At 72.0% G+C, this 19,547-nt stretch carries 21 protein-coding genes and 2 pseudogenes; 13 read left to right on the forward strand and 10 right to left on the reverse strand.

What is annotated here, in order from left to right; genetic code table 11:
• Nucleotides 1–40: 40 nt before the first annotated feature.
• Entirely contained in the window at nt 41–1,879 is a 1,839-nt protein-coding gene (sucB, locus tag APR04_RS02405; RefSeq protein WP_253867575.1) for a 2-oxoglutarate dehydrogenase, E2 component, dihydrolipoamide succinyltransferase, read from the reverse strand.
• Nucleotides 1,880–1,910: 31 nt separating this feature from the next.
• A complete protein-coding gene (gene lpdA / locus APR04_RS02410; protein ID WP_253867576.1) occupies nt 1,911–3,329 on the reverse strand; it encodes a dihydrolipoyl dehydrogenase in 1,419 nt (472 codons plus the stop codon).
• Nucleotides 3,330–3,628: 299 nt separating this feature from the next.
• Between lpdA and APR04_RS02415 the strand changes: the two genes are divergently transcribed.
• Entirely contained in the window at nt 3,629–3,982 is a 354-nt protein-coding gene (locus tag APR04_RS02415) for an oxidoreductase (RefSeq protein ID WP_253867578.1), read from the forward strand.
• A 2-nt stretch (nt 3,983–3,984) separates the two neighbouring features.
• On the opposite strand, the gene APR04_RS02420 is transcribed toward APR04_RS02415, so the two are convergent.
• Nucleotides 3,985–5,535 carry a leucyl aminopeptidase gene (locus APR04_RS02420; protein WP_253867580.1) on the reverse strand — a complete coding sequence of 517 codons (1,551 nt, stop codon included), beginning with the start codon at nt 5,533–5,535 and terminating at the stop codon, nt 3,985–3,987.
• 148 nt (nt 5,536–5,683) lie between these two features.
• Between APR04_RS02420 and APR04_RS02425 the strand changes: the two genes are divergently transcribed.
• The 5 genes from APR04_RS02425 to APR04_RS02445 all read left to right on the forward strand — a co-directional run bounded on the left by APR04_RS02425 (nt 5,684) and on the right by APR04_RS02445 (nt 8,667).
• A complete protein-coding gene (locus APR04_RS02425) occupies nt 5,684–6,043 on the forward strand; it encodes a hypothetical protein (RefSeq protein WP_253867582.1) in 360 nt (119 codons plus the stop codon).
• Complete coding sequence (locus APR04_RS02430; protein ID WP_253867584.1) at nt 6,043–6,471, forward strand: hypothetical protein; 429 nt, start codon at nt 6,043–6,045, stop codon at nt 6,469–6,471. The genes APR04_RS02425 and APR04_RS02430 overlap by 1 nt, the downstream gene beginning before the upstream one ends.
• Nucleotides 6,468–7,559 (forward strand): quinone-dependent dihydroorotate dehydrogenase, encoded by a 1,092-nt coding sequence (locus APR04_RS02435; protein ID WP_253867586.1) that lies wholly within the window; start codon nt 6,468–6,470, stop codon nt 7,557–7,559. The genes APR04_RS02430 and APR04_RS02435 overlap by 4 nt, the downstream gene beginning before the upstream one ends.
• Nucleotides 7,556–7,765: a hypothetical protein gene (locus APR04_RS02440; RefSeq protein WP_253867589.1), complete on the forward strand. Its 210-nt coding sequence runs from the start codon at nt 7,556–7,558 to the stop codon at nt 7,763–7,765. Before APR04_RS02435 ends, APR04_RS02440 begins: the two co-directional genes overlap by 4 nt.
• A 104-nt stretch (nt 7,766–7,869) precedes the next feature.
• The gene (locus tag APR04_RS02445) at nt 7,870–8,667 is read left to right on the forward strand and encodes a putative hydro-lyase (RefSeq protein WP_253867591.1); all 798 of its coding nucleotides are present in this window, start codon (nt 7,870–7,872) and stop codon (nt 8,665–8,667) included.
• Between the two features lie 47 nt (nt 8,668–8,714).
• On the opposite strand, the gene APR04_RS02450 is transcribed toward APR04_RS02445, so the two are convergent.
• Nucleotides 8,715–9,536, reverse strand: coding sequence for a DUF8817 family protein (locus tag APR04_RS02450; RefSeq protein ID WP_253867594.1), 822 nt, complete (start codon nt 9,534–9,536; stop codon nt 8,715–8,717).
• Between APR04_RS02450 and APR04_RS31235 the strand changes: the two are divergent.
• Both APR04_RS31235 and APR04_RS31240 read left to right on the forward strand, forming a co-directional pair.
• Nucleotides 9,496–9,744, forward strand: a pseudogene (locus APR04_RS31235) (TetR family transcriptional regulator); the annotation flags it as partial. The gene APR04_RS02450 and the pseudogene APR04_RS31235 sit on opposite strands and share 41 nt — an antisense overlap.
• A gap of 64 nt (nt 9,745–9,808) precedes the next feature.
• Nucleotides 9,809–9,919: pseudogene (locus APR04_RS31240) on the forward strand (hypothetical protein); the annotation flags it as partial.
• 56 nt (nt 9,920–9,975) lie between these two features.
• Here APR04_RS31240 and yczR read toward each other — a convergent pair.
• The gene (gene yczR, locus APR04_RS02460) at nt 9,976–11,484 is read right to left on the reverse strand and encodes a MocR-like transcription factor YczR (RefSeq protein WP_253867595.1); all 1,509 of its coding nucleotides are present in this window, start codon (nt 11,482–11,484) and stop codon (nt 9,976–9,978) included.
• Nucleotides 11,485–11,676: 192 nt separating this feature from the next.
• Between yczR and yczE the strand changes: the two genes are divergently transcribed.
• Nucleotides 11,677–12,381 carry a membrane protein YczE gene (yczE, locus tag APR04_RS02465; RefSeq protein WP_253867596.1) on the forward strand — a complete coding sequence of 235 codons (705 nt, stop codon included), beginning with the start codon at nt 11,677–11,679 and terminating at the stop codon, nt 12,379–12,381.
• A 42-nt stretch (nt 12,382–12,423) separates the two neighbouring features.
• Nucleotides 12,424–13,437, forward strand: a complete 1,014-nt coding sequence (locus APR04_RS02470; RefSeq protein WP_253867598.1) for an aldo/keto reductase family protein — start codon at nt 12,424–12,426, stop codon at nt 13,435–13,437.
• 87 nt (nt 13,438–13,524) lie between these two features.
• Here APR04_RS02470 and APR04_RS02475 read toward each other — a convergent pair whose 3' ends face one another.
• The gene (locus tag APR04_RS02475) at nt 13,525–14,145 is read right to left on the reverse strand and encodes a DUF3043 domain-containing protein (protein ID WP_253867600.1); all 621 of its coding nucleotides are present in this window, start codon (nt 14,143–14,145) and stop codon (nt 13,525–13,527) included.
• Nucleotides 14,146–14,201: 56 nt separating this feature from the next.
• On the opposite strand from APR04_RS02475, the gene APR04_RS02480 reads away from it, so the two are divergent.
• Nucleotides 14,202–15,581 (forward strand): dipeptidase, encoded by a 1,380-nt coding sequence (locus APR04_RS02480; RefSeq protein ID WP_253867602.1) that lies wholly within the window; start codon nt 14,202–14,204, stop codon nt 15,579–15,581.
• Here APR04_RS02480 and APR04_RS02485 read toward each other — a convergent pair.
• The 3 genes from APR04_RS02485 to nadA all read right to left on the reverse strand — a co-directional run bounded on the left by APR04_RS02485 (nt 15,578) and on the right by nadA (nt 18,022).
• Complete coding sequence (locus APR04_RS02485; RefSeq protein WP_372496053.1) at nt 15,578–16,123, reverse strand: acyl-CoA thioesterase; 546 nt, start codon at nt 16,121–16,123, stop codon at nt 15,578–15,580. The genes APR04_RS02480 and APR04_RS02485 overlap by 4 nt on opposite strands.
• 80 nt (nt 16,124–16,203) lie before the next feature.
• On the reverse strand, nt 16,204–16,794 hold the full coding sequence (locus APR04_RS02490; protein WP_253867604.1) for a DJ-1/PfpI family protein: 591 nt from the start codon (nt 16,792–16,794) through the stop codon (nt 16,204–16,206).
• A 13-nt stretch (nt 16,795–16,807) separates the two neighbouring features.
• Entirely contained in the window at nt 16,808–18,022 is a 1,215-nt protein-coding gene (nadA, locus tag APR04_RS02495) for a quinolinate synthase NadA (RefSeq protein WP_253867606.1), read from the reverse strand.
• Nucleotides 18,023–18,050: 28 nt separating this feature from the next.
• On the opposite strand from nadA, the gene APR04_RS02500 reads away from it, so the two are divergent.
• Both APR04_RS02500 and erpA read left to right on the forward strand, forming a co-directional pair.
• Nucleotides 18,051–18,650: a hypothetical protein gene (locus APR04_RS02500; RefSeq protein ID WP_253867608.1), complete on the forward strand. Its 600-nt coding sequence runs from the start codon at nt 18,051–18,053 to the stop codon at nt 18,648–18,650.
• 143 nt (nt 18,651–18,793) lie between these two features.
• Nucleotides 18,794–19,147: an iron-sulfur cluster insertion protein ErpA gene (erpA, locus tag APR04_RS02505; protein WP_253867609.1), complete on the forward strand. Its 354-nt coding sequence runs from the start codon at nt 18,794–18,796 to the stop codon at nt 19,145–19,147.
• Nucleotides 19,148–19,280: 133 nt separating this feature from the next.
• Here erpA and APR04_RS02510 read toward each other — a convergent pair whose 3' ends face one another.
• Complete coding sequence (locus tag APR04_RS02510; RefSeq protein ID WP_253867611.1) at nt 19,281–19,526, reverse strand: sulfurtransferase TusA family protein; 246 nt, start codon at nt 19,524–19,526, stop codon at nt 19,281–19,283.
• Nucleotides 19,527–19,547: the final 21 nt, after the last annotated feature.

Genomic DNA, 19,547 nt, shown 5'->3' on the forward strand with positions numbered 1-19,547 from the left:
CCAACTACGTGACGCTACCTACGCGAAGCGAACGTCCGCGTCAGAGACCGACCTCCGACTCGAACGCGCCGTCCTCGATCCGGTTCTTGATCGCCGTCAGGAAGCGGGCGGCATCCGCGCCGTCGACCAGGCGGTGGTCGTAGGACAGGAAGATGTACGACATCGAGCGCACCGCGATGCTCTCGTTGCCGTCCGGGTCGGTCACGACGACCGGCCGCTTCGTGATCGTGCCGGTGCCCAGGATCGCGGCGTGGCCCAGCGGGACGATCGGGGTGTCGATGAGCGACCCGCCCGAACCCGTGTTGGTGATGTTGAACGTGCCGCCCGACAGCTCGTCCGGCGTCACCTTGTTCGCCCGGGTGCGGGCACCGAGGTCCTGGATCTGCCGGGCGATGCCCGCCAGGTTCAGGTCGCCCGCGTTCTTGATGACCGGAACCACGAGTCCACGCTCGGTGTCGACGGCGATGCCGACGTTCTCCGAGCCGTGGTAGGTGATCTCGCCCTTCTCCGTGTCGATGGTCGCGTTGATCTTCGGGTACGCCTTGAGCGCCTCGACAGCGGCCTGGGTGAAGAACGGCAGGAACGTCAGCTTGGCGCCCTCGCGCGCGGCGAACGACTCCTTGGCCTTGGCCCGGAGCTGCGCGACGCGCGTGACGTCGACCTCCATGACCGTGGTCAGCTGAGCCTGCGACTGCACCGCCTCCAGCATCCGCTGGGCGACGATCTTGCGCAGGCGCGACATCTTTTCGGTGGTGCCACGCAGCGGCGACACCTCGAGCTTGGCCGGGGCGGACGGCGCCTTGGCCGCCGCGGGAGCTGCTGCTGCCGGAGCCGGTGCTGCCTTGGCCTCGGCGGCCGCGAGCACGTCCTCCTTGCGGATCCGGCCACCGACGCCGGTACCCGTCACCTCAGCGACGTCGACGCCCTTCTCCGCGGCGAGCTTGCGCACGAGCGGGGTCAGGTACGAGCCGATGGTGCGACCGGTCGATGCCGCCGCCGGAGCGGCAGGTGCCTGAGCCGGCGCAGCCTGAGCCGGCGCAGCGGGAGCGGGGGCCGGGGCCGGGGCTGCGGGTGCCTCGGCGGCGGGAGCCGGGGTGGGCTCAGGTGCGGAAGGCGCCTCGGGTGCCGGAGCCGCGGCCTTGGCGGGTTCCGGGGAGTCCGCGGCCGGATCCGGGACGGGAGCCGGGGCCGCGGAGGCGGGCGCCTCTGCGGCGGGAGCCGCGGCGCCCGATCCGACGAGGGCCAGCACGGCGCCGACCTCGACGGTCTCGTCCTCCTGGACCAGGATCTTCTGGAGGGTACCGGCGACAGGCGACGGGATCTCGGTGTCGACCTTGTCGGTCGATACCTCGAGGAGCGGCTCGTCGACGGCGACCTCGTCACCGACCTCCTTGAGCCAGCGCGTCACGGTGCCCTCGGTGACCGACTCGCCCAGGGCGGGCAGCGGGACCTCGGTACCGCCACCGGACGGGGCGGGAGCCTCGGCAGGTGCGGCTGGGGCGGGAGCGGGGGACTCGGCGGCAGGCGACTCGGCGGCAGGCGACTCTGCGGGAGCGGCCTCCTCCGGCGTCGGCTCGGGAGCTGGCGCCTCGGCGGCTGCCTGCTCGGCGGCCGGTGCGGCCGGCGCGGCGCCAGAACCGGAGCCGTCGCCGATGACGGCGAGGGTGGCGCCGACCTCCACGGTGTCGTCCTCCTGGACGAGGATCTGCTCGAGGACGCCCGCGACGGGCGACGGGATCTCGGTGTCGACCTTGTCGGTCGACACCTCGAGCAGCGGCTCGTCGACGGCGACCTCGTCGCCGACAGCCTTGAGCCAGCGGGTGACAGTGCCTTCGGTGACGGATTCGCCGAGGGCCGGCAGCTGCACGTTCTCAGACATGACCTGTGGGGTCTCCTTTGTCGTTAAGTGGTCAGTTATGGGCGTGCAGAGGCTTGCCGGCCAGCGCCATGTGTGCCTCTCCGAGTGCCTCGTTCTGGGTGGGGTGGGCGTGCACGAGCGAGGCGACGTCCTCAGGGAACGCCTCCCAGCCCACGATGAGCTGGCCCTCGCCGATCAGCTCGCCCACCCGCGAGCCGATCAGGTGCATGCCGACCACGGGTCCGTCCTTGCGCCGCACCAGCTTCGCGAAGCCCTGGGTACCCAGGATCCTGCTCTTGCCGTTGCCCGCGAGGTTGTACTCGATGGTCTCGACCTGGTCCGGGCCGTACAGCTCGGCGGCCCGCGCCTCGGTGACGCCGACGGACGCCACCTCCGGCTCGCAGTAGGTGATGCGCGGGATCGTGGCCTCGTCGATCGTCACGGGCGCCAGGCCCGCGATCTGCTCGGCCACGAAGATGCCCTGCGCGAACCCGCGGTGGGCCAGCTGCAGGCCGGGGACGATGTCGCCGACGGCCCAGATCTGGCCGCCCGCTGGAGTGGCGACACCGGTGCGGAGCAGCTCGTCGGTCAGGACGAAACCGCGGTCCAGCCGTACGCCGGCGGCCTCGAGACCGAGGTCGGCGGTGCGCGGACCGCGCCCGACGGCGACGAGCAGCAGGTCGGCGTCGAACGTCGTGCCCGACTCGAGCTCGACCTGCACGCCGTCCTGCGACTGCTTGACCTGGGCGAAGCGCTCGCCGAGGGAGAACTTGATGCCGCGCTTGCGGAACGCCCGCTCCAGCGCCTTGGAGAGCGCGACGTCCTCGTTCGGCACGAGGTGCGGCAGCGCCTCGACGATCTGCACGTCGGCGCCGAAGGACTTCCAGACGGATGCGAACTCGACGCCGATCACGCCACCACCGAGCACCACCACCGACTTCGGCGCGGTCTCCAGCGTCAGCGCCTCGTCGGAGGTGATGACCCGGTCGCCGAGCTCGAGGCCCGGCAGGCTACGGGCGTACGAGCCGGTCGCGAGCACGACGTCCTTGCCGTCGTACCGCGTCGCCACGCCGTCCGGGGACGTGACCTCGACGACCCCGGGGGCCACGAGCGTGCCGTGTCCGTCCACGACGGTGATCTTCCGCGAGGCGACGAGACCCTGCAGGCCCTTGTACAGGCCGGCGACCACGGAGTCCTTGTAGGCGAGCACGCCCGCCATGTCGATGCCGTCCAGCGAGGAGCGGACACCGAACTGCGCGCCGTGGGCGGCGGCGTCGGCCACCTCGGCCGCGTGCAGGAGCGCCTTGGTGGGGACGCACCCCACGTGCAGGCAGGTGCCGCCGAGCTTGCTCTCTTCCACGAGCGCCACGCTCAGACCCAGCTGTGCGGCCCGGAGCGCGGTGGCGTAGCCACCGCTGCCACCGCCGAGCACGACGACGTCGAACGTGGCCGGATTGTCATGCGTAGGCACGTGCTGGCTCCTCGTTGACAGGGTGGTGGCGCTGTCGGTCGGACAGCGGGCAGATAGTGAGCACCGCATGCCATCTTGACACTTCAGCGGGCGTGGCCCCAATTGTGAACCCGGCTTGTCGGGTGTGACCGTGGCGACATTGACGGGCAACCGGGGCTGTGAGCGGAGATGCGACGGGGCCGCGCGGGGACCGTGGGCCTGTACCGGGCGGATACCTGCCTGTGAACAGGAGCTGTGGGTTTCCTGGAATCACGTGGAGATGCCTAGGACGGTGGCGATCGCGCTAGTAGTCTCGACATATGCCCCGCCAGTCCCGTAGCTCGCTCGCGCGTTTCTTCCAGCGACGCTCCTCGTCCGGCAGCGGATCGCGCCCCAGCGGCAACGATGCGCGCCGCCAGACAGTGGCGCACCTTGGTGAGTTCATCGGGTCGCGCGTCGGGGTCGAGGCCTACGTGGAGCCGCCGACCACGGACATCCCCAGCACGATCCTGCTCGTGGCGACCACGGGCGAGTGGACACGGCGTCGGGTGCCGGACGAGCGCACCGCGTTCGACATCGCGAACCAGCTGGGGGTGCCGGTGTACAACGTCCGGTTCACCGGCTACCCCCAGCGGATGCGCGACTGGAACAGCGCGCAGCGCAGGTCGAAGTAGCTCTACTTCTCCGCCTTCTCCGCAGCAGCCCGGCCCTCGAGGAAGCCCAGCAGGGTGCGGACCCCCACGCCGGTACCGCCGCCGGGCGTGTAGCCGTGCGCGCCGCCGTCGTTGAACGCGGGGCCCGCGATGTCCAGGTGGGCCCACGGGTGGTCGCCCACGAAGGTCTGCAGGAACAGGCCGGCGTTGAGCATGCCGCCCCATCGTGGGCCTGAGTTGGCGACGTCGGCCACCTTCGACTTGATGTTCGACTTGAGCTCCTCCGGCAGAGGCATGGGCCAGAACAGCTCGCCCGAGGCGTCGGCGGCGGCCTTGACCTCGTCGCGCACCGTGTCGGTGCCCATGACGGCGGAGGTGCGGGTGCCGAGCGCTACCACCTGGGCGCCGGTCAGGGTGGCGATGTCGAGCACGACGTCGTGGCCGTCCTCGACCGCTGAGACCAGGCCGTCGGCCATGACCACGCGGCCCTCCGCGTCGGTGTTCAGCACCTCGACTGTCTTGCCGCCGTAGATCGTGACGACGTCGGCGGGGCGCTGGGCGTTGCCACCCGGCATGTTCTCGGCGAGGCAGAGGTAACCGGTGATCGCGAGCGGCAGGTTCAGCTTCGCGGCGGCGACGACGGTGGACAGGACGGCGGCGGCGCCGGCCATGTCCGACTTCATGGCCTCCATGCCCGCGGCCGGCTTGATCGAGATGCCGCCGGAGTCGAACGTGATGCCCTTGCCGACCAGCGCGACCTTCCCGTTCGGCTTGGCCGGCGTGTAGGCGACCTTGACGAGGCGCGGCCCGCGCGCGGAGCCCTGGCCGACGGCCGTGAGCCCACCGTAGCCACCGGAGGCGAGCTGCTTGTCGTCCAGGACCGTCACCTTGACGTGCCGCACGTCCTTGGCGGCCGCCTTCGCGGCGTCGGCGAACGTGGCCGGGTACAGCTCGTTGGGCGCCGTGTTGACCAGGTCGCGAGCGGCGTGGACCGCGGCGGCGACGACCTGGGCGCGCTCGGCGACGACCTTTGCCTTGGCGTTCTTGTGCAGCGGCGTCAGGATCTCGATGGCCGCGACGGGGTCCTTGCGGTTCCTGGCGTCCTTCGCTGCGTCCTTCGCCGCTTCCTTCTCGGTGGACCTGCCGGTGGTGCGGTACCGGTTGAAGACGTAGGCACCCAGCAGGGCGCCCTCGGTCACGGCGGTGATCTCGTCGTCGTCGGACGCGGGCAGCGCGATCGCGGCGGACCTGAGGCCCGCGAGCTCGCGGGTCGCCGCGCCCGCGGCGCGCCGCAGGGTCTCGGTGGCGAACGTGCCGTCCTCGGCGCGCTCGCCCAGGCCTGTCAGGACCAGGACGTCGACGGCGAGCTTGGGGCCGGCCGGGATCTTGCGGACCTCGTCGCGTGCGCCGGTCACGCCGAGCTGCGGCGCGAGCGACTCGAGCTGTGTCAGCAGGTCGGTGGGAAGCTGGTCGGACACGACGGCTACGCCGTCCGACGTCTGGGCGGTCGCCACCACGAGCGCTTCGGCCTTCACCGCGGTGGGATTCTTGCTGGAGAGGATAACGGAGGTCACGAGGCCGATCGTATCCCGCGCCTCCGACACCCGGTCGGCCGGCCTGGCGGCCTCATCCTGCCGGCCTCATCCTGGCGACCTCATAGAGGCGCAGGTCACGCACCGTCCGATTGCCGCACGGCAGGGGCTGCCCGGTAGTCTGCGGGACGTGATCCTTGCCCTCGTCCTCCTCGTGGTCGCGCTGTGCGTGGCCCTGGCCGGATGGGCCGCCTGGTTCGTGGCCCGCGACCGCGCGGTCGTCCTGAACCAGCTGTGGGGCGGGGCGGTGATCGAGGTCGTCGTCCTGGTGCAGGGCGTCGTAGCGATCGTGCAGGGCGCCACCGGTGCCGGAGCTGGCGATCCGCTGCTGTTCTGGGGCTACTTCGCCACGACCCTGGTGATCCTGCCGGTCGCCGCCGCGTGGGCGTTCGCAGAACGCACCAGGTGGAGCTCGGTGGTGCTGCTCGTGGCGTCCCTGACGGTGGCGTTCCTGGAGTGGCGCATGTGGCAGATCTGGACGGTGGCATGATGGCGCAGCGGACCGTCGGACGACGGACCGGGCAGGGCTTCGGCCGGGTCCTGGTGACCGTGTACGGGATCCTGGCGTTCGCCGCCCTGGGCCGGTCGTCCTACGAGCTGGTCGTGAAGTTCACCGAGGCACCCGTCGCGTACACGCTGTCCACGCTCGCCGCGGTCGTCTATGTCGTGGCGACGTTCGCACTGGCGATCGGGAGCCCCACCTGGCGCCTGGTCGCATGGATCACCGTCGGGATCGAGGCAGTGGGCGTCGTGACCGTCGGCGCGCTGTCGCTCGCCGACGCGCAGGCGTTCGGCGAGTCAACCGTCTGGTCCGGGTTCGGCCAGGGCTACGGTTACGTGCCGCTCGTCCTGCCTTTCGTGGGCTTGTGGTGGCTGTGGCGGACGTCGCGCAGCACGCCCGAGGAGAGGACTGCATGAGCTGGCCGTACTCGTTGTTGTTCAACGCCGCCTTCCGTCGGATGGACCCGGAACGCGCGCACGAGCTCGCGTTCGCCCTGATCGAGCGCGCCGGGAAGGTGCCGGTGCTGCGCGACGTCGTGCAGGGCGCCGTGGCCCCTTACCTGGGGCAGCGGGCGGGCGGGCCAGGGAGCGTGCGGATCTTCGGCCGGGTGGTGCCCGCGCCGTTCGGCCTGGCCGGAGGGTTCGACAAGAACGCGAGAGCGGTCCGGGGCCTGACGATGCTCGGCTTCGGGTTCATCGAGATCGGCACGGTCACCGCGAGCCCGCAGCCCGGCAACGAGAAGCAGCGCATGTGGCGCGAGCTGGACGTCCGCGGCGTACGTAACCGGATGGGCTTCAACAACGAGGGCGCAGCGGCGGCCGCGGACCGGTTGCGGGAGCTGCGGAGCACCGCGGCCGGCCGCGCGATAGTGGTCGGCGCCAACATCGGCAAGACCAAGGTGGCTCCGCCGGAGGGCGCCGCCGCCGACTACGCGACGTCGGCCCGGCTGCTGGCCCCCTGGGCTGACTACCTCGTGGTCAACGTCTCCTCCCCGAACACCCCCGGCCTGCGCGACCTGCAGGCGACGGAGTCCCTGCGCCCCATCCTCGAGGCGGTGCGCGCAGCGGCCGACGAGGCGAACGCCACCGTGTCGCCGGGTGGCGGCCGCAGGATCCCGCTGCTGGTGAAGATCGCCCCCGACCTCGCGGACGACGACGTCGACGCCGTCGCCGACCTGGTGCTCGAGCTGGGGCTGGACGGCGTGGTCGCCGTCAACACGACGATCGGCCACGACCGCGGCCCCGGCGGGCTGTCCGGCCCGCCGCTGCTGGGCCGGGGCATCGAGGTCGTCGCGCGGCTGCGCGAGCGGCTCGGTGCCGGCCCGGTCATCATCGGCGTCGGCGGTATCACGAGGGCCGACGACGTCCGCGCCTACCTGCGCGCCGGAGCCGACCTCACCCAGGGTTACACGTCGTTCGTCTACGAGGGACCGTTGTGGGCGTCGCGGATCAACCGCGCGCTGACCCGCTCGGCCGGCTCGACAGCAAGCGGGAGGCTGGGATGATCCGTCCGCAGTGGGAGTGGGCCCTTGACGACGCCGAGGGGCGTCGCCTGAGCGAGCCCCTGACCCCCGTCTTCACCGCGCAGTACGACGCCGAGCAGTGGCTCGGCGAGCACTGGCGTGCGCTGGCCGAGGCCGGTGCGGTGCAGGCACGCCTGCTGCACGACGGCACCCCGGCGGCCCCGAGCGTGGAGCTGCGGACGCCCTGAGTCGGAAATCCTCAGCCGAAGATCCTGGAACGTCGGCTGAACCTTCTCGGTACCGGGGTGCGAGCCGCTTGCACCGGTCGGCGGCATGATGGTCCGATGGTCCGATGGACCTCGCCGCGGAGACCGCTCCTGACCAGCTCACACCGGACCAGGCCAGGGCGCTTTTTCGCGCTGGGCTGCGCGTGCCGACGTCGGGCTGGGCCGCGGGGTGGACCCAGGCCAACCTGATCGCCCTGCCTCGGGCCGACGCGTACGACTTCCTGCTGTTCGCCCAGCGCAACCCGCAGCCGTGCCCGGTGCTGGATGTGACCGAGCCGGGCGAGACGTCGGCGTCGATCTTCGCGGGCGACCTCCGAACCGACCTGCCCGCCTATCGGGTGTACCGCGACGGCAAGCTCGCCGAGGAGCTGGCCGACGTCACGCAGCTGTGGCGCGACGACCTGGTCACCTTCCTGGTGGGCTGCAGCTTCACCTTCGAAGCGGCCCTCCTGGAGGCGGGGGTTCCCGTGCGCCACATCGAGGCCGGGTCCAACGTGCCGATGTACCGCACGAACCGGGAGTGCCGCCCGGCGGGAGACCTGTCGGGCCCGCTCGTGGTGTCGATGCGTCCGGTCCCGGCGAACCAGGTGGCGGACGCGGTCCGGATCACCTCCCGGTACCCCGCCGTGCACGGCGCGCCGGTGCACGTCGGTGACCCGGCGGCGTTGGGCATCTCGGACCTGGCGGTTCCGGACTTCGGGGACGCGGTGGAGGTCCGCGACGGCGAGCTCCCCGTGTTCTGGGCGTGCGGGGTGACGCCGCAGGCGGCCGTGATGAGGTCGCGCCCGTCGTTCGCCATCGGTCACGCGCCCGGGCACATGGCGATCACCGACGCCCGGAACTCGAACTACGTGGTGCCGTGACGTGGTGCCGTGCCGAGGCTGCCGGTCCAGGGCTCACGGCGCGGTGCTCACGGTGCGGGGAGCACCGCGCGGGCCTCGGTGAGAGCGGCGTGGAGGGCCGCGCGGTCGACTGGGGCGTGGTCGCCCCCGGCGAGGGCCGTGAGCCGGGCGTACGTGGACCGTGCGGTTTCCTCGTCCCCGGTGCGGACGCACAGCTCGACCAGGTAGGCGAGAGCCGGCGCCAGCTCGGGTACCGGCAGAGCGGAGTCGTCCGGTCCTGACGCCCGGCGCAGCGCACCGCCGAGGATCTTGCGCGCCTGCACAGGGTCGCCGTGCGAGTCCGCCTGGACCACCGCGGCGTCGAGAGCGCGCACGATCGTTCCGGCACCCGGCGTCCCGGTCCACTCGGTGACATCGCCGTCCGGGGCGGACGGCTGGGTGTCGGGCGTGGGCGCGCGGGAGACCCGGACCCAGTTGCCGGCCGGGTCGACCAGGCTGAACCCGGAGAGGCCGGCATTGTTCGCCCGGCGCCGCGGCCGCGTGACTCGCGGGAGCCCGCTGACCGGGAGCCGCCCGAACCGCTCCCTGAGCCCAGCGGCGAACAGGTCGTAGATCGGCTCGGTGTCCGGCACCACCAGGGCGCACGTGGAGTGGGACTGGTCCGGGTCCCACTCGGGCATCACGTAGTAGTGGAGCGCTATACGGCCGAGCTCCAGAGCCAGGTAGGGGTTAGGGCGGCGCTGCCGGTACGTCACCCTGAGACCCAGGCCGGTCCAGAAGTCGGCCATGGCGTCGATGTCCCCGCAGGGCAGCATCGGAACCATGAAGGCGCCGCCGGTCACCGCGGCGATGGTGGTGTCCGCCGCGGTGGCATGCTCAGTGTCGGTCATCGCACCAGCGTGCCAGACGCGTACCAGACGACTGCTGGAGACCCGGGGGGCCGACGGCGCGGAGGAGCGCACGGCGCCGCGCAAGCGGCAGGCCCGTGGTGAGCGGCGGATCGGCGAGATCGTCGCGGCCGCAGCCCGAGTCCTGGCCGCGCACGGCTACGAGAAGACGACGACCAACGCGATAGCGGCCGAGGTCGGGATCTCACCGGGCTCCCTGTACACCGGGCCTCGTGGCGGCGACCCGGCCCATCCACGAGGCGCTGGAGGGCCGGGTGCTCGGTCTGCTGGAGACGAGGTTCCCGGAACGGTCGGCCGTGGAGCTGCACCTGTCGGGCCGGCTCATGATCCAGGTCGTCCAGGCGGCGATGCCCACGATCACCGCCGCGGCCCCGGGGGACCGGCCGGTGATCATCACCGAGGTCAAGCGGATGCTGAGCGCCTACGTCCGCGAGCTCGCCCGGCGCCGACCACCGGCCACTCGTCCCCATGCCCGGACCAGGCGCGGTACGGCGTCGGCCAGCTCAGCGGGCGAGCGGGTGAACGTGAGGCGCACCCGTGAGTCGGCCCCGTCGCCGTCGGGCGTGAACAGCGGGCCCGCTGCGACGAGCACCCCCTCGGCCGCGGCCGCCGCGGCGAAGGCCTGCGCGACGGGCCTGCCCAGGTCGACCCAGCAGAACAGGCCGCCGGCGGGCAGGGGGACCTCCCAGGGGAACGACTCCCGGAGCCGGCCGACGAGCAGGTCGCGCCGTTCGCGCAGCATGGCCCGCCGACCGACCATGATCTCGGCGCGCCGGCCGAGCAGGTCCGTCGCAGCGAGCTGCTCCAGGACCGCCGTCGCGATGTCCATGGACTGCCGCGCCCGCGCGAGCTGCGCGATCATCCGCGGGTGGGCCCGGATCCAGCCGACCCGCAGGCCGCCCCAGAAGGCCTTCGACGCCGACCCGACCGACACCACGTGCGGCGAGGTCCCGCGCCCGGCGAAGGCCGGGGGCGTCGGACCGCCGTCCAGCCCGAGCTCGACGAGCGTCTCGTCACCCACGACGGTGACGCCGTTCCGGTCGGCGACCTCCCGCACGGCGGCCCGTTCCTCGGCGGACAGCAGGTAGCCCGTCGGGTTCTGGTAGTCCGGCACCAGATACACCAGTCGGGCCTGGGTGCGGCGCACGGTCGAGGCGAGCAGGTCGACGTCGAGCGGGCCGGTCGGGACGCCGACGACGCGGCCGCCGGCCTCGCGCATCGCCTCCAGGGCGTGGAAGTAGGTGGGCGACTCGACGACCGCGCGGTCGCCCGGGCGCAGGTGCGTGCGCGCCAGCAGTGCGATCGCCTGCTGGGCGCCGGTGGTCACGAGGATCTCGTCCGCCGTGGTGGGCACCCCGCGCTCGCGGTAGCGCGCGGCCACCGCCTCGCGCAGCGGTGCGAGCCCGTACGGCTCGTAGCCGCCCGAGTCCAGGTAGGCGGGCAGGCTGTCCAGGGCCCGCGCGAAGGAGTCGTGCAGCTCGGGCGGCGCGGACGGCGTCGCCTGCCACAGGTCCAGGTGGCCGACGGCGGCGGGCCTGGCGTTCCGGGCCCCGGGATGCTGCAGCGACTCGTCCGCCACCGGGGCGTCTCCGCCGGCCGGGCGCCGTGGTCCGCGTTCGACGCGGCCCTGTGGCAGCGTGGTGACCGTCCCCGACCCGACCCGGCTGGCCGCGAACCCCAGGTCCCGCAGCCGGGCGTACGCGCCGGACGTGGTGGTGCGCGAGACGTGCAGCGCGGCCGCGAGATCGCGCTCGCTGGGCAGACGGGTGTTGGGCGACAGGGTGCCGGACAGGACGGCGGAGCGCAGCGCGTCGGCGAGCGCGACATAGGCCGGCCCGCCGGCGTGCCAGGCGCCGAGCAGGCGCGCGGCGGCGGCGGAGGAGAGGTGCCGCAGGACGACGGGCGACGACGCGGGCGCCGCCGTCGGCATCGACCTGGAACGTGGTGGGGAGGTGGGCGGGGACGTGCGTCGTGACGTGGATCGGGGCACCGGACCGGGTGCCGTGCTGGGTGTCGTCGTGGGACTCGCGCTGGGGATCGCGGCGTGAGGCGCAGCGGACATGGGTCCACTCTTGCCCTATTGGCCATGGAAGACAAGGCCAATGGTCCGCATCATGGGCACATGACGACCACCAGCGGCCGCCCGGCCGACGATGCACTCCTCCCCGCGGTACCGCCGGCCGAGCCCGACCCTGCTCCCGCACCGGTGCGGACCGTCGCGATGAGCCCGGCGCGTCGCGGCGTCCAGCTCGTGCTCGGCCTGCTGGTGTTCGGCGCCTCCATGGCGATGATGCTGCACGCCAACCAGGGGGCCATGCCGTGGTCCGTGCTGGACCAGGGGATCGTGGGACGGACCGGCCTTGCCTACGGCTGGGTGGTGCTCGGGATCAGCATCCTCGTGATGCTGGCCTGGATCCCGCTCCGGCAGCGGCCGGGTATCGGGACGGTCGCCAACATCATCCTGCTCAGCCTGGTGATCGACCCGGCGCTCTGGCTCCTCGAGGTGCTGCTGCCCGACCCGGCGCTCGCGCCCTCGATCGGGCTCGCCCTGGGCGGGATCGTCCTCAACGGCCTTGGCACGGCCGCGTACGTGGGTGCCCGGCTCGGGCCGGGTCCGCGTGACGGGCTGATGACCGGCGCGGTGCGGCTGACCGGGTGGCCCGTCTGGCTGGTCAAGACGGCCATCGAGGTCACTGTCGTGGTGGTCGGCGTGCTGCTTGGCGGGACGTTCGGCTGGGCCACCGTCGCGTTCGCGCTCGGCGTCGGCCCGGTGGTGCAGGTCGGCGTGCGGTGGTTCGCGCCGTCCGGCCTGGTGGCGCGCGGCTGAGAGGGTCGATTCGATTCGAGCGCCCTGTCGTAGGGTGTCGTTATGGTCAACTATCGGTACCTCGGTAACAGTGGTCTCAAGATCTCGGAGATCACGTACGGCAACTGGCTCACCCACGCGTCGCAGGTGGAGAACGACGTCGCGACCTCGTGCGTCCGGGCCGCCCTCGACGCGGGCATCACCACGTTCGACACCGCTGACGCGTACGCGAACACGGCGGCGGAGCAGGTCCTCGGTGACGCGCTGAAGGGCGAGCGCCGCGCCGGTCTTGAGATCTTCACGAAGGTGTACTGGCCCACCGGGCCGAAGGGCCCCAACGACGTGGGCCTGTCCCGCAAGCACATCATGGAGTCGATCAACGGCTCCCTGACCCGCCTCGGCACCGACTACGTCGACCTGTACCAGGCCCACCGCTTCGACGTGGAGACCCCGCTCGAGGAGACGATGCAGGCGTTCGCCGACGTCGTCCGCCAGGGCAAGGCCCTCTACATCGGCGTCTCCGAGTGGAGCGCCGACCAGATTCGCCAGGGCGCCGCACTGGCGAAGGAGCTCGGCTTCCAGCTGATCTCGTCGCAGCCGCAGTACTCGATGCTGTGGCGCGTCATCGAGGACGAGGTCGTGCCCGCGTCGAAGGAGGCAGGCGTGTCGCAGATCGTGTGGTCGCCCATGGCCCAGGGCGTGCTGTCCGGCAAGTACCTGCCGGGTCAGCCCGCGCCGGCCGGCTCCCGGGCCACCGACGAGAAGGGCGGCGCACAGACGATCAGCCGCTTCATGAACGACGAGACCCTTGCCGCCGTGCAGAACCTCAAGCCGGTCGCCGCCGAGCTGGACCTGTCCATGGCGCAGCTCGCCGTCGCGTGGGTGCTCCAGAACGACAACGTCGCCGCGGCCCTCGTGGGTGCGTCGCGCCCGGAGCAGGTGGCGGAGAACGTCAAGGCGTCGGGTGTGACCATCCCCGCCGAGCTGATGAAGCAGATCGACGACGCCCTGGCCGGCGTGGTCGAGCGCGACCCGGCCAAGACCCTCGAGGGCATGCCGAAGAAGCGCCCGGTCTGATCGGAGAACGACCATGCACCTGCTGCCAGATCGAGCCTCGTCCTGGCAGCAGGTGCATGGTCAGTGGTACTGCTCCGGTCAGCGGCACTACTCCGGGTAGTTGCCGCGCTTCTTGCTCATCGGCTTCGGCAGCCGCGACCGGCGCAGCTGGTACGCGCGCGTGATCGTGTACATGAGAAGGCCGCGCTGGACGTCGCCGAACTTCGCGGTCAGACGCTTCTTCAGCGACCGCCACAGGAGCCACGCGTCGATGATCGTCAGGAACAGGAACCCGTACAGGCCGAGCATCACGACGATGCTGAGCTCTGGGTACTGCGAGGTGAAGAACGTCGCGAACAGGAAGACGAACGCGACCGGCAGGAAGAACTCGCCGAGATTCCAGCGCGCGTCCACGAAGTCGCGCACGTACCGGCGCACCGGGCCCTTGTCCTTTGCCGGCATGTAGCGCTCGTCGCCGGTCTGCATCGCCTGGTAGGCGCGCTCGCGGTCGATGCGCGACTTCTCGCGCTGGGTCTTGCGCGCCGCCTTGCGGTCGTTCGGTACGAGAGGACGCTTGTTCGCGGCCTGCGCGACGTTGCGCTTGGGCGTGGGACGTCCCTTCGTGGGGACGCCGGCCGGCGTCGTCCCGGACGCGGACGTCACCTCGTCGGGGGAGTCGCCCACGGGGGTCACGCCGTCGGGGGTCGGAGTCTTGCTGCGGGAGAACACCTCCCCAGCCTAATGGCTCGCGGCAGTGCCCCGCTGCGAGCCGTTAACGTGGGGCGGTGACCTCCGATACAACCGTGGCCCTCCGCGCCCGCGTCGCCGAGCTGTTCCCCGCCCTGCAGGCCGACCTCGAGGCGCTGGTGCGCATCCCGAGCGTCTCGGCCGCCGCGTTCGACCAGGCGCACGTCGCCGCGAGCGCCGCGGCCACGGAGCAGCTCCTGCGTGACGCCGGCCTGCCCGACGTCCAGATCCTGTCCGCGCCGCGCCCGGACGGCACGGCGGGTGCGCCCGCCGTCGTCGCGCGCAGGCCCGCGCCGGAGGGTGCGCCGACCGTCCTGCTGTACGCGCACCACGACGTGCAGCCGCCGGGCGACCCCGCTACCTGGGACACCGACCCGTTCGAGCCCACCCAGGTGGGCGAGCGGCTCTTCGGCCGTGGAGCGGCCGACGACAAGGCGGGCATCGTCGCCCACCTGGGGGCGCTGCGGGCGCTCGGTCTGCCTGACGGTGCGGACCTGCCCGTCGGGGTCACGGTCTTCCTCGAGGGCGAGGAGGAGTCGGGGTCGCCGTCGTTCCGCGCGTTCCTGGAGGCGCACCGCGACCTGCTCGCCGCCGACGTCATCGTGGTGGCGGACTCCGGCAACTGGAAGATCGGTGTCCCCGCCCTGACGACGTCGCTGCGTGGCCTGGTCGACGGCGACGTCGAGCTGCGGGTCCTTGACCACGCCGTGCACTCGGGCATGTTCGGTGGCGCCGTGCTGGACGCCGTCACCCTGATGTCGCGCCTGGTCGCCACGTTCCATGACGAGGCGGGCGACGTCGCGATCGAGGGCCTGGTCGCCGCACCCGAACCGCAGGTCGACTACGAGGAGGCCGACCTCCGGGCGGACTCCTCCCTGCTCGACGGCGTAGCGCTCGTCGGCACCGGCAGCGTCGCCGGGCGGCTGTGGACCAAGCCGGCGCTGTCCGTGATCGGCATGGACGTCACGTCGGTGGCCGCGGCGTCGAACACGCTCGCACCGAGCTGCACGGCGAAGATCTCGCTGCGGCTGGCCCCCGGCCAGGACCCTGCGGCGGCCGACGAGGCCCTCGCCGCGCACGTGGCGAAGCACGCGCCGTTCGGCGCGCAGGTGACGTGGAGCCCCGGCGAGCAGGGCAAGCCGTTCCTCGCGCCGGGTGACTCGGCGGCGATGCGCGCCGCGCGTGCGGCGTTCACCGAGGCGTGGGGCACCGCTCCGGTCGACGTCGGCATGGGCGGGTCCATCCCGTTCATCGCCGACCTGCTCGAGGTCTTCCCCGACGCCGCGATCCTCGTGACCGGCGTCGAGGACCCGGACTCGCGGGCGCACGGCGCTAACGAGTCGGTGCACCTGGGTGAGCTGCAGAAGGTGGTCCTCGCCGAGGCCCTGCTGCTGACGAAGGTCGGCGAGGGGCTCTAGCTGCGGGTGGCGGGCTCGCGCGGTGCGACGTCCATCGCGCGGGCCCAGGCCGCCACGTCCTCGGGGAGCTCGGGGGACGGCAGCTCTTCGCCGACCATGTCCCGCACCACCTCGAACGCCGAGATCCGGTTGCCCTTGCGGTCCAGGAACCGGCTGGCCACGATCCCACGGGCGTACAGCTTGTCGCCTCGCGTGAACACCTGCTCCAGGTAGAACATGCGCTCGTCCCAGCCCACGATCCGGGTGGTGATCTCGAACCGGTCGAACGGCTGCAGGGATCGGCGGTACTTCATGGTCGACGCCGCGACCACCGGCGCCCAGCCCTTCTCGCGGGCGATCGGGAACATGCCGAGGTCGGCGATCTGGTTGTTCCGGGCCACGTCCATCATCTGCAGGTACGTGCCGTTGTTGACGTGCAGGTACGAGTCGAGGTCCAGGGGGCCGACGCGCATCCGGGTGACCGACGGGTCGAGCAGGGTCTGTCCGGGGCGGGCCTTGCGCGGGAAGAGTCCGGTCCAGGTGAGCTGGAGCATGCGAGCCATGCTCGAAGGTTATACCGAGCACCGGCAGTATCAGATACTGGCCGCCTCGACGCGCCCCGAGGGGCCGGGACCTGGCTCGGTCAGCCGGCGGGGTGCTGGATCTCGAACCGCACCGACCGCGCCACCGCCGTCGTCTCCAGCCGTTCGACGAGATGCAGCGCCATCTCGATCCCCGAGGACACCCCGGCGGACGTGACCACGTCGCCGTCGTCCACGTACCGCGCCTCGGTGTCCACGAGGATGCTCGGGTCGAGGTCGGTGAGCTCGTCGTAGTGGTTGTGGTGCGTCGTGGCAGGCCGCCCCGCCAGCAGCCCGGCGGCCGCGAACGACAGGGCACCCGTGCAGACGCTGGCCATGATCGGCGTCTGCTTGCGGATCATGCGCAACCACTCGAGGTGCCCGGCCTGGGCCAGCAGCTGCCGGGTACCCAGCCCGCCCGGGTAGACCAGCACGTGCAGCGGCCCGACGTCGTCCGCGCCGTGCGCCGGCAGGATCCGCAGGCCCTTCGCGAGCCGCACCCCGGAACCGTCCCAGGAGAAGGTGCTCACCGACGGCCGCAGCTGCGAGTGGGAGCCCCACTCCGCGAACACCTCGAACGGCCCGACGACGTCGAGCTCCTCCGCCCCGTCGAAGACGAAGATCCCGATGCGCAGCCCGCCGTTGCCGCTCATGTGCTCGATCCGGTCAGAGTCCTGGGAGGGCCAGCATCTGGTCGAGCGCCACGCGGGCCCAGTGGGCGTCGTCGGCGTCCACGACGATCTGGTTGACCATTCGCCCCTCCACGAGGGACTCCATGGCCCACACGAGGTGGGGCAGGTCGATGCGGTTCATGGTGGAGCAGAAGCACACCGTCGAGTCGAGGTAGTGCACGTTCTTGTCCGGGTGCGCCCTGGCGACCCGGCGCACCAGGTTCAGCTCGGTGCCGATCGCCCACGACGAGCCCGGCTCGGCCGCGTCCAGCTGCTTGATGATGTACTCGGTCGAGCCCACGTAGTCGGAGGCCGTGACGACCTCGTTCTTGCACTCGGGGTGCACCATCACGTTGACGCCGGGCACCGCCGCGCGGATGTCGGTGACGTTCTGCACCGAGAAGCGGCCGTGCACCGAGCAGTGGCCGCGCCACAGGATCATCCGGGCGTCGCGCAGCTCCTGGTCGGTCAGCCCACCGTTCGGCTTGCGCGGGTCGAAGACCACGCAGTCGTCCAGGGACATCCCGAGCTCGAGGACCGCGGTGTTGCGGCCGAGGTGCTGGTCCGGGAGGAACAGCACCTTCCCGGTGCCGTCGACGCCGCCCACCTGGTCGAAGGCCCAGCGCAGCGCGACCTCGGCGTTCGAGGAGGTGCACACGGTGCCGCTGTGCCGCCCGGTGAACGCCTTGATGGCCGCCGACGAGTTCATGTACGTGACGGGCACCGTCGAGTCCGCGACGCCGACGTCCTGCAGCACCGCCCAGGCCTCCTCGACCTGGCCGATCGCCGCCATGTCCGCCATGGAGCAGCCCGCCGCGAGGTCGGGCAGCACCACCCGCTGCTGGTCCGAGGTGAGGATGTCCGCGCTCTCGGCCATGAAGTGCACCCCGCAGAACAGGATGAACTCCGCCTCGGGGCGGGCAGCGGCCTCGCGCGCCAGCTTGAAGGAGTCGCCGGTGACGTCCGCGAAGTCGATGACCTCGTCACGCTGGTAGTGGTGGCCCAGCACGAACGCCCGGCTGCCCAGGGCGGCCCGCGCGGCGCGGGCCCGCTCGACGAGGTTCGGGTCGCTCGGTGCAGGCAGCTCGCCCACGCACTCCACGCCACGCTCGGAGGCCAGGTCACGGCCCTGGCCGAGCAGAAGCAGCGGTGACGGGGCGGGCTCGGAGAAGCCGGAGTGTTCAGCCAGCAGAGTGCTCACAGTCACCATGATGACATGCGGTCACGACAGTGCCACGATGCCTGGTGTGCACGTGCTGCTGCTTGCCGAGACCCTGCCCGACGCCGAGCGACTCGCCTCCGCGTGGCGCGACGCCGCGCCCCACACCGGCACCGAGGCGCGTGCGGTGCGCGTACCGGGCGCCCGCAGAGCCTCCGCCGGAGCGCCGAGCCAGGGCGGAGTGCTCACCGCTCCGGCCGGCCACGGGACGGGCAGCAGCGGAGGTGTGCTGCTGGCCGGGTCGGCGATCCCCGTAGGGCCGCCGGACGCCGTCGGGCCGCAGGACATCGGGCCCGCCCACCCCGGACCGACCGCGCCAGGCCCAGCGCCGTCCGCGCTGCCCCGCGCGGAACGCGCGGCGCTCGCGGAGGTCGCCGCCGGCGCCGACGTCGTCGTGGCGTACGTCACGCGGCTCGACGGCGAGACGCTGCACCGGGGCGTCGTGGTCGAGGCCGCTGCCGCCGCGGCACCGCACGCCGTCCCGGTCGTCGTGGTCACCGAGAGCAGCGAGGTGAGCAGGCGCGAGTGGTCGACGGCGGGCCTCAGCGGGGTGCACGAGGCGGTCGACGGCGACGTCGCCCGCGTGGCCAGGACCTGGACGCCGGGCTGGGCGCGCTGAGCGCCGGACGGTGATGGGCCCGGCCGGTCCGTGGGCGTACGATCTTCTTCAACAGACCGGCGACGGGAACAGACGGACGGCCCGATGGGTTGGCACCGCTGAGACATCGACTACCGGTATGTCGAACACGATCGGGAGATGACATGACCGACACGACCACGGACATCGGGACCCACGGCGTCACCGTCACCGACGTTGCCGCGGGCAAGGTCCGTAGCCTGCTCGAGCAGGAGGGCCGCGACGACCTGCGTCTTCGCGTCGCGGTGCAGCCTGGTGGCTGCTCCGGGCTGATCTACCAGCTCTACTTCGACGAGCGTGTGCTCGACGGGGACGCGCTGCGTGACTACGACGGCGTCGAGGTCGTCGTGGACAAGATGAGCGTGCCGTACCTCGAGGGCGCCACCATCGACTTCAAGGACACCATCGAGCAGCAGGGCTTCACGATCGACAACCCGAACGCAGGCAGCGCGTGTGCCTGCGGCGGGTCGTTCTCCTGATCTGAGCTCCGCGTCCACAGGACGTTGCACGACGGCGGGCCGGTCACCTTCGCGGTGACCGGCCCGTTTCCTTGTGCCCGGGCGGTGGGCGGCGGGCATCGGGCGGCGGGCACCGGCGCCGGCGTGGCTGCGCTCAGTGCAGGCGCACGGTGACGGCCCAGCCGCCGGCTTCGTCCCCTGGCTCTGCCGCGTGCTCGACCGTCGCGACGTGCTCGTGCCCGCGCATCCGGCACCACGCGGGCACGTCGAACCTGGCGGCGGGGTCGGTCGACAGGACGGTCAGCTCCGTGCCCGCAGGCAGGCCCTTAGCGGCCGCCGCGAGCCGGATGACGGGCAGGGGGCAGCGCAGCCCTCGCGCGTCCACCACCGTTTCAGACACACAGGTCACCCTAGTGACTCC

The organism is Promicromonospora umidemergens, from assembly GCF_024171995.1.
Classification (GTDB): domain Bacteria; phylum Actinomycetota; class Actinomycetes; order Actinomycetales; family Cellulomonadaceae; genus Promicromonospora; species Promicromonospora umidemergens.

Bases quoted from the DNA above. Each gene is read 5' to 3' on its own strand.
- sucB (WP_253867575.1), bottom strand. From the start codon at position 1,879: ATGTCTGAGAACGTGCAGCTGCCGGCCCTCGGCGAATCCGTCACCGAA.
- APR04_RS02415 (WP_253867578.1), top strand. From the start codon at position 3,629: ATGCCCCGCCAGTCCCGTAGCTCGCTCGCGCGTTTCTTCCAGCGACGC.
- APR04_RS02430 (WP_253867584.1), top strand. From the start codon at position 6,043: ATGGCGCAGCGGACCGTCGGACGACGGACCGGGCAGGGCTTCGGCCGG.
- APR04_RS02435 (WP_253867586.1), top strand. From the start codon at position 6,468: ATGAGCTGGCCGTACTCGTTGTTGTTCAACGCCGCCTTCCGTCGGATG.
- APR04_RS02440 (WP_253867589.1), top strand. From the start codon at position 7,556: ATGATCCGTCCGCAGTGGGAGTGGGCCCTTGACGACGCCGAGGGGCGT.
- APR04_RS02445 (WP_253867591.1), top strand. From the start codon at position 7,870: ATGGACCTCGCCGCGGAGACCGCTCCTGACCAGCTCACACCGGACCAG.
- APR04_RS02450 (WP_253867594.1), bottom strand. From the start codon at position 9,536: ATGACCGACACTGAGCATGCCACCGCGGCGGACACCACCATCGCCGCG.
- yczR (WP_253867595.1), bottom strand. From the start codon at position 11,484: ATGCCGACGGCGGCGCCCGCGTCGTCGCCCGTCGTCCTGCGGCACCTC.
- yczE (WP_253867596.1), top strand. From the start codon at position 11,677: ATGACGACCACCAGCGGCCGCCCGGCCGACGATGCACTCCTCCCCGCG.
- APR04_RS02470 (WP_253867598.1), top strand. From the start codon at position 12,424: ATGGTCAACTATCGGTACCTCGGTAACAGTGGTCTCAAGATCTCGGAG.
- APR04_RS02485 (WP_372496053.1), bottom strand. From the start codon at position 16,123: ATGGCTCGCATGCTCCAGCTCACCTGGACCGGACTCTTCCCGCGCAAG.
- APR04_RS02490 (WP_253867604.1), bottom strand. From the start codon at position 16,794: ATGAGCGGCAACGGCGGGCTGCGCATCGGGATCTTCGTCTTCGACGGG.
- nadA (WP_253867606.1), bottom strand. From the start codon at position 18,022: ATGGTGACTGTGAGCACTCTGCTGGCTGAACACTCCGGCTTCTCCGAG.
- APR04_RS02500 (WP_253867608.1), top strand. From the start codon at position 18,051: ATGCCTGGTGTGCACGTGCTGCTGCTTGCCGAGACCCTGCCCGACGCC.
- erpA (WP_253867609.1), top strand. From the start codon at position 18,794: ATGACCGACACGACCACGGACATCGGGACCCACGGCGTCACCGTCACC.